Annotated in this window: 8 protein-coding genes; 5 read left to right on the top strand and 3 right to left on the bottom strand. The window is 72.6% G+C overall.

Annotated elements, in window-relative coordinates; all coding sequences use genetic code 11:
• Nucleotides 1–190 precede the first annotated feature (190 nt).
• Nucleotides 191–1,531 carry a hemolysin family protein gene (locus SACPADRAFT_RS0216945; protein WP_007025890.1) on the top strand — a complete coding sequence of 447 codons (1,341 nt, stop codon included), beginning with the start codon at nt 191–193 and terminating at the stop codon, nt 1,529–1,531.
• Nucleotides 1,531–2,574 carry a hemolysin family protein gene (locus SACPADRAFT_RS0216940; protein WP_007025891.1) on the top strand — a complete coding sequence of 348 codons (1,044 nt, stop codon included), beginning with the start codon at nt 1,531–1,533 and terminating at the stop codon, nt 2,572–2,574. Before SACPADRAFT_RS0216945 ends, SACPADRAFT_RS0216940 begins: the two co-directional genes overlap by 1 nt.
• A 22-nt stretch (nt 2,575–2,596) precedes the next feature.
• Here SACPADRAFT_RS0216940 and SACPADRAFT_RS0216935 read toward each other — a convergent pair whose 3' ends face one another.
• Nucleotides 2,597–3,352, bottom strand: a complete 756-nt coding sequence (locus SACPADRAFT_RS0216935) for a polysaccharide deacetylase family protein (protein ID WP_007025892.1) — start codon at nt 3,350–3,352, stop codon at nt 2,597–2,599.
• A gap of 216 nt (nt 3,353–3,568) precedes the next feature.
• On the opposite strand from SACPADRAFT_RS0216935, the gene SACPADRAFT_RS0216930 reads away from it, so the two are divergent.
• Together SACPADRAFT_RS0216930 and SACPADRAFT_RS0216925 are read left to right on the top strand one after the other, a co-directional pair.
• Complete coding sequence (locus tag SACPADRAFT_RS0216930) at nt 3,569–4,768, top strand: endo-1,4-beta-xylanase (RefSeq protein WP_007025893.1); 1,200 nt, start codon at nt 3,569–3,571, stop codon at nt 4,766–4,768.
• Nucleotides 4,769–4,874: 106 nt separating this feature from the next.
• Nucleotides 4,875–5,099: a hypothetical protein gene (locus tag SACPADRAFT_RS0216925; RefSeq protein WP_007025894.1), complete on the top strand. Its 225-nt coding sequence runs from the start codon at nt 4,875–4,877 to the stop codon at nt 5,097–5,099.
• A gap of 105 nt (nt 5,100–5,204) precedes the next feature.
• Here SACPADRAFT_RS0216925 and SACPADRAFT_RS0216920 read toward each other — a convergent pair whose 3' ends face one another.
• Entirely contained in the window at nt 5,205–5,735 is a 531-nt protein-coding gene (locus tag SACPADRAFT_RS0216920) for a hypothetical protein (protein ID WP_007025895.1), read from the bottom strand.
• Nucleotides 5,736–5,840: 105 nt separating this feature from the next.
• Here SACPADRAFT_RS0216920 and SACPADRAFT_RS0216915 point away from each other — a divergent pair, with 105 nt between their 5' ends.
• Nucleotides 5,841–6,305 carry a MarR family winged helix-turn-helix transcriptional regulator gene (locus tag SACPADRAFT_RS0216915; protein ID WP_007025896.1) on the top strand — a complete coding sequence of 155 codons (465 nt, stop codon included), beginning with the start codon at nt 5,841–5,843 and terminating at the stop codon, nt 6,303–6,305.
• Between the two features lie 18 nt (nt 6,306–6,323).
• Here SACPADRAFT_RS0216915 and SACPADRAFT_RS34095 read toward each other — a convergent pair.
• Nucleotides 6,324–6,755, bottom strand: a 432-nt coding sequence (locus SACPADRAFT_RS34095; RefSeq protein ID WP_007025897.1) for an acyl-CoA dehydrogenase family protein, incomplete at its 5' end; no start/stop codon positions are given.

Here is a 6,755-nt window from a genome sequence, read left to right as displayed (position 1 = left end):
GGTCCCCGCGCCGTGACGCGGGTGACCCGGTGGCGGCGCGGATGCCCCGGGCGCGTGCCGTCCGGCACCCGACGCGGACCGCCGTCCCGGGGGACCGCGCGTCGCACAGCTCCGTTGCCCCGGACATGGACGGCGACGATCCCGGGCATATCGGAGTGTCACGAGTCGTGAACCCGGCCGGGGGTGTCGTGTGACCGAGTGGGTCCTGCTGGTCGTCGCCGTGCTGCTCGTCGCGGCGAACGCGTTGTTCGTGGCCGCGGAGTTCAGCCTGGTGACCGTGGACCGCGCCACCGTCGAGACCGAGGCGGAGGCCGGCGACCGCCGGTCCCGCGGGGTGCTCGCGGCGCTGCGGTCGCTGTCCACCCAGCTGTCCGGGGCGCAACTCGGCATCACCGTCACGAGTCTGATCGTGGGTTTCATCGCGGAGCCCTCGCTGGCGACGATCCTGCGCGGACCGCTCGGGACGGTCGGGCTCGGGGCGGCCGCGGGTCCGGTGTCGTTCACGGTGGCGTTCGTGACGGCCACGGTGTTCCAGATGCTGGCGGGCGAGCTGGTGCCGAAGAACCTGGCGATCGCACGCCCGCTGCGGGTGGCCCGGGCGGTCGCGGGTGCGCAACGCGGGTTCACCACGGCGACGGGGCCGTTGATCCGGTTCCTCAACGGCAGCGCCAACCGGTTGCTGCGGTGGGTCGGTGTGCAGCCGCAGGAGGAGTTGGCCTCGGCACGGTCGCCGCGGGAGCTCGCCTCGCTGGTGCAACGCTCGGGGGCGCAGGGCACGATGGACGAGCCGACCGCCCGGCTGGTGACCCGGTCCCTCGCCTTCGGGGACAGGACCGCCGCCGAGGTGATGACCCCGCGGCGGCGGGTGCGGTCGGTGCGGCCGGACACCCCGGTGGCGGAGGTCAGCGCACTCGCGCGGAGGACCGGCCACTCCCGGTTCCCGGTGTTCGGCGACGGCGCGGACGACCCCGTGGGCGTCGTCCACCTCAAACACGCGGTCGGCGTCCCCGTCGACGAGCGCGGCAGGCGGACGGTGTCCGAGGTCATGGTGCCGTCCGTGCTGGTGCCGGAGTCGATGCAGCTCGACGAACTGCTGGCGCTGCTGCGCCGGGGAGGTCTCCAGCTCGCGATCGTCGCCGACGAATACGGCGGCACCGCGGGCGTGGTCACGTTGGAGGACCTCGTCGAGGAGATCGTCGGTGAGATCACCGACGAGCACGACCGGACGGCCGTGAAGGCGAGCAGGCGGGCCGACGGGTCGTGGTGGTTGTCCGGCCTGCTCCGTCCGGACGAGGTCGCCGAGCTGACCGGCGTCCCGCTCCCGGAGGGGGAGGACTACGACACCGTGGGTGGTCTGATCAACCACGAGCTGAACCGGCTCCCCGTCGAGGGGGACCGGGTGGAGGTGTCGGCGGGGGAGCGGACGGTGCGGTTGACGGTCCGGCGGATGGACGGCTTCCGGGTGGACCGTGTCGATCTCGACGAGGTCGGCCCCCCGGACACGGACGCCACGTCCGGAGGACTCCGGTGATGGGCGGGATCCTGATCGCCGTGGCGTTGTTGATCGGGAACGCGTTCTTCGTCGGTGCGGAGTTCGCCCTGGTGTCCGCCCGGCGGACGCAGATCGAGCCGAAGGCCGGGGCGGGGTCACGTCGCGCGCGCACCACCCTGCGGGCGATGGAGCGGGTGACGCTGATGATGACCGGGGCCCAGCTCGGCATCACCCTGTGCTCGCTGGGGCTGGGCGCGGTCGGCGAACCCGCGGTCGCGCACCTGCTGGAGGTGCCGTTCGCCGCGGCCGGTGTGCCGGACGCGCTGCTGCACCCCGTCGCCTTCGCGCTGGCCCTGCTCATCGTGGTCTTCCTGCACATGGTGCTGGGGGAGATGGTGCCGAAGAACCTGGCCCTGGCCGGTCCGGACCGGGCGGCACTGTGGCTGGGCCCGGCCCTGGCGGCGGTCGTGTGGGTGCTGAAGCCCGTCATCGTCGCGCTCAACGCGGTCTCGAACGGTGTGCTGCGCCTGCTCCGGGTGCAGCCCCGGGAGGAGGTCAGCTCCACCTACACCGAGGAGGAGGTCGCCGCGCTGGTCGCCGAGTCCCGGCGGGAAGGGCTGCTCGACGCGCGCGAGCACGAACTGCTCACGGGCGCGCTGTCCTTCCACGAACGCACCGTCAGCTCCGTGCTGATCCCGGAGGACGCACTGGTCACCGTGCCCGGGGACGTCACCTCCGAGCAGGTGGAGGCCCGCGCGACCGAGACCGGGTTCTCGCGGTTCCCCGTGACGGGGGAGGACGGGAGCCTGCTCGGCTACCTGCACCTCAAGGACGTCCTCGAGTCCGACCCCGGTGAACGCACCCGGCCGGTCGCCGGGAGCCGGTTGCGGGGGATGGCCACGTTGCGCCCCACCGATCCGTTGCACCGTGCCCTGGGGGAGATGCGGCAGCGCGGCACACATCTGGCCCGGGTCGTGGACGCCGACGGCACCCGGCAAGGTGTGGTGGCGCTGGAGGACGTGCTGGAGGAACTGGTCGGCGAGATCCGGGACGCCGCGCAGCGCATCGGCCGACGCCGCTGAGACCACCCGGGCCGGACACCCGTCACGGGCGTGGCCTCGGGGCGGGGAGTGCGAAGTGCCAGCCTCCGGCGCGCAGCCGGGGCACGATCCGGGCGACCGCGTCGACCGTCTGGCTGCGGTCGCCGCCCCCGTCGTGCAGCAGCACCACGGCTCCCGGTGTGACGCCTTCCCGGATCCGGCGCACGAGTTCGTCCGTCCCGGGTGGGTTCCAGTCCTCGACCGCGAGTCGCCAGCCGAGCGGCTGCATCCCCAGGTCCGCGGCGACCCGTGGGGAGTCGCCCCAGGCGCCGTAGGGCGCGCGGAAGTAGGGGATCCGGGCGTGCGGCACCGCCGCCCGGATCGCCGCGTTGGTGCGGCGCAGGTCGGCGCGGATCTCGTCGGGCGGCAGGGTGCTCAGGTCGTCGTGCCGCATCGTGTGGTTGCACAGGGTGTGCCCGTCGGCGACGATCCGCCGGACCAGGTCCGGGTGCTGTCGGACGTGCTCACCCCACAGACAGAACACCGCCTTGACGTGGTGCGTGCGCAGGACACGCAGCAGCCGGGGGGTGTCCTCGGGGTCGGGTCCGTCGTCGAAGGTGAGCCCGACGGCCCGCCCGCCGTGCCGGGTGGAGTCGACGATTCCGCTGTCCGCCCCGGCGGCCGTGGCCGCCGAATCCCGGGCCGCGGAATCGTTGGCCGCCGAATCCTGGGCCGCCGCCGGGGCCGGTGCCGGGACGACGGCCAGCAGGGTGGCCAGGAGTCCGGCCAGGGTCCGGGTCCGTGTGCGCGTGTCGGGCATCCGACTCTCCTGTCTACTTCGAACCGAATTCCGAAAAGTTTCGGCGATACCGTTCGTCCGAAGGGAACGTAGATTGCCCGGACAATGCTGTCAACAACGCGATCCACGGGCCGACCTTGACGATTCCGCGCAGCCGGATCTACGCTCCGATCCACTCGATCGGTTCCGAAACATTTCCGAAAACATATCGCACGATTCGCCGAAGTGGAGACGCCGATGAAGTCGGTCCGCCTCGTCACCGCCGCACTCGCCACCGCTGCCGTGTCGGCCACGCTCACCGCCCCGGCGGCCGCGGCCGTTCCCGGCGCCGCGGGTGCCGGTTCCGACCAGCCGGGGCAGTCCCGTCCCGGGAATCCGCACTTCGGGGGCCCCGGACACCCCCACCCCGGACCACCCGGGCTGCGCCGGTTCGCCCCGGAGGGATTCCGGATCGGCAGCGCCGTCGCGGGTGGTGGGCACCACGCGGAGCAGCCCTATCCGGACCCGTTCGGTTCGGACACGCGGTACCGGCGGGAGCTGGCCGCCCAGTTCGACTCGCTCTCACCGGAGAACCAGATGAAGTGGGAGTACCTCCGCCCGGAGCCCGGCGTCTACGACTTCGACGCCGCCGACGCCATCGTGGACTTCGCCGAGCGCAACGGCCAGGTCGTGCGGGGCCACACCCTGCTGTGGCACAGCCAGAACCCGGAGTGGCTGGAGCAGGGGGATTTCACCGCGGACGAGCTGCGGACGATGCTGCGCGAGCACATCACGACGGTGGTGGGCCGCTACGCCGGGCGCATCCAGCAGTGGGACGTGGCCAACGAGATCTTCGACTCCCAGGGCGCGTTGCGCACGGAGGAGAACATCTGGATCCGGGAACTCGGCCCCGGCATCATCGCCGACGCCTTCCGCTGGGCGCACGAGGCCGACCCGGAGGCGGACCTGTTCTTCAACGACTACGGCGTCGCGGGGACCAACGCCAAGAGCGACGCCTACTACGCGCTGATCACCGACCTGCGCGACGAGGGTGTGCCGGTGCACGGCTTCTCCGCGCAGGCGCACCTGAGCCTGTCCTACGGCTTCCCCGCGGACATGGAGGACAACCTGCGCCGGTTCGACGACCTCGGCGTGGCCACCGCGGTCACGGAACTGGACGTGCGGATGGAGCTCCCGGACAGCGGCGTGCCCACCCGGGACCAGTTGGGCCGCCAGGCGGACTACTACGGGCGGGCACTGACGGCCTGCCTGAACGTCGACGGCTGCGACTCGTTCACGATCTGGGGCGTGCCCGACCGGTACTCCTGGGTGCCGGTGTTCTTCGAGGGGCAGGGCGCGGCGACGGTGCTGTGGGACGACTACTCGCCCAAGCCCGCCTACCACGGGCTCCGCATGCGCCTGGCCCGTGCGGGACACGGGGCCGCGAACCCGATGTGATCCACGCCGAGTCCCCGTTTACCCGGTGCGGGCCCGGGTTATCCGCGACGGTGCGGTACGCCCCTTCCGGGGTCGTACCGCACCGTTCGCAGACGAGGGGAGACCCATGGCCAACAACGCCCACTTCATCGTCGCCGGACCGGGAGGAGCCCCGCACCTGATCGTCCGGGACGACCGGGGAACCCCGGTCACCGTCCTGGAGCTCCCGGCCGAGACCACCGGGCCCGCGCAGGCCGAGCAGCATCTGCGGGACGCGGGCTGGAACCGCAGCGCCGACGCCGACTGGGCGGAGTCCGACGACGGCTGGGTGGTTCCCGTCCTCCCCGCCTGAAAGTGCCGCGGGTGCTCAGCACCCGCCTGTGAGCGCCGCGGGTGCGCAGCATCCGCCCGGGAGCGCCGGGGGTGCTCAGCACCCGCCTGTGAGCACCGGGGGTGCTCAGTGGCGCCGGGGCCGGACCCGACCCCACGGTTTGAACACGGCCAGCGACACCGCGGCGAGCAGCCCCAGCGGCGACACGATCGGCGGGAAGATCAGGTCGGAGAGCGCCTCGGGTGCGGGTCGTGCGGTCGGCATCGCACGCCCGTACCCGGCCGCCTCGGTCACCGCGGGCCGCAGCGCCAGCGGCACCAGGGCGACGAACACGACGTTGATCACCAGCTTCCCGACGACCCACCAGTACCGCACGACGCCGTACCGGGTGCCGGCGCCCAGTACGAGCCCGGACACCAGACACGCCAGGCCGGTGAGAAACAGCGGCCAGAGCGCGAAGAGTTCGAGCGCCTGGTAACTCACCGCCGCCGTGTCCACGTCGTCGGTCGTCAGCGCGGTGAACACCAGGACCGCCAACACCACGTCGATGCCGATCCAGGCGCCCGCCGTGACGATGTGGACGACCAGGGCACTCTTGCGCGCCCGTGGTCCGAACCGCGCGGACCACCTCGGTGCGCGCACGTCGACTCCCGTCATCGGACACCCTCCTCCCTGCGACGGCCGGTCCCGCAAACATTAGTCGACGAACCATTAGGTGCCAAATTGTTAGGGTGCTCATGGTGGCGTGCTACCGTGCGTGGCATGACACAGCGTCCGTCGGGACCGCCGCTGGGGCTCCGGCTCGCGAACACGGCGAAGGCCGTCAGTCAGGCGTTCGACGACGTGCTCGCGGACGCGGGCGGTTCGCGCCCGAGCTGGCTGGTGCTGAGGACGCTGAAGTCCGCGCCCGTGGCGAATCAGCGGGAGCTGGCCGAGGCCGTGGGGATCCGTGGCGCGACGCTGACCCAGCACCTGAACACCCTGGAGTCCCACGGGCTGGTCACCCGCCGCCGCGATCCCGCGAACCGGCGGGTGCACCTGGTGGAACTCACCGACGCGGGGGACGCGGCGTTCCACCGGATGCGCGAGGCCGCCGTCGCGTTCGACCGCCGACTGCGCGACGGACTCGACGCCGACGACACCGCGCGGCTCGAACACCTGCTGGAGACGCTGCGGCGCAACGTCGCCACCGGCACCGACGGCCCGCCGGAGGGGTCGGCCGGATGAGGGCGTGCCCGCCCGGACTCAGGCCAGGGCCGCGCCGAGCTGCCGCAGGTGTGCGGTCGCGCCGCCGAGGGTGAACTCGGTGCGTTTGGCCGCGACGAAGTAGCGGTGGATCTCGTGGTCGGTGTCGATGCCGACCCCGCCGTGCAGATGGACCGCCGCGTGCGCGACCCGGTGGCCCGCCTCGGAGGCCCAGTACTTCGCGGTGGCCAGTTCCTGCGCGGCGTCCGCGCCCGTGGCGCCCTCGGACAGCCGCCAGGCGGCCTGCCACAGCGTCAGCCGGACGGCCTCCACGTCGAGGTGGGCGTCGGCGAGCCGGTGCCGCACCGCCTGGAACGACCCGATCGGCTTGCCGAACTGTTCGCGCTCCCGCGCGTAGTCTGCGGTGCGTTCCACGGCCCGTTCGAGCACCCCGAGCTGGGTCGCGCACAGCCCCACGGTCGCCCGGGCGCG

This window comes from Saccharomonospora iraqiensis subsp. paurometabolica YIM 90007, from assembly GCF_000231035.2.
GTDB lineage: Bacteria > Actinomycetota > Actinomycetes > Mycobacteriales > Pseudonocardiaceae > Saccharomonospora > Saccharomonospora paurometabolica.
The sequence above is the reverse complement of the archived record's forward strand: the minus strand, read 5'-3'. Positions and strand labels throughout refer to the sequence as shown.

Bases quoted from the DNA above. Each gene is read 5' to 3' on its own strand.
- SACPADRAFT_RS0216935 (WP_007025892.1), bottom strand. From the start codon at position 3,352: ATGCCCGACACGCGCACACGGACCCGGACCCTGGCCGGACTCCTGGCC.
- SACPADRAFT_RS0216940 (WP_007025891.1), top strand. From the start codon at position 1,531: ATGGGCGGGATCCTGATCGCCGTGGCGTTGTTGATCGGGAACGCGTTC.
- SACPADRAFT_RS0216920 (WP_007025895.1), bottom strand. From the start codon at position 5,735: ATGACGGGAGTCGACGTGCGCGCACCGAGGTGGTCCGCGCGGTTCGGA.
- SACPADRAFT_RS0216930 (WP_007025893.1), top strand. From the start codon at position 3,569: ATGAAGTCGGTCCGCCTCGTCACCGCCGCACTCGCCACCGCTGCCGTG.
- SACPADRAFT_RS0216925 (WP_007025894.1), top strand. From the start codon at position 4,875: ATGGCCAACAACGCCCACTTCATCGTCGCCGGACCGGGAGGAGCCCCG.
- SACPADRAFT_RS0216915 (WP_007025896.1), top strand. From the start codon at position 5,841: ATGACACAGCGTCCGTCGGGACCGCCGCTGGGGCTCCGGCTCGCGAAC.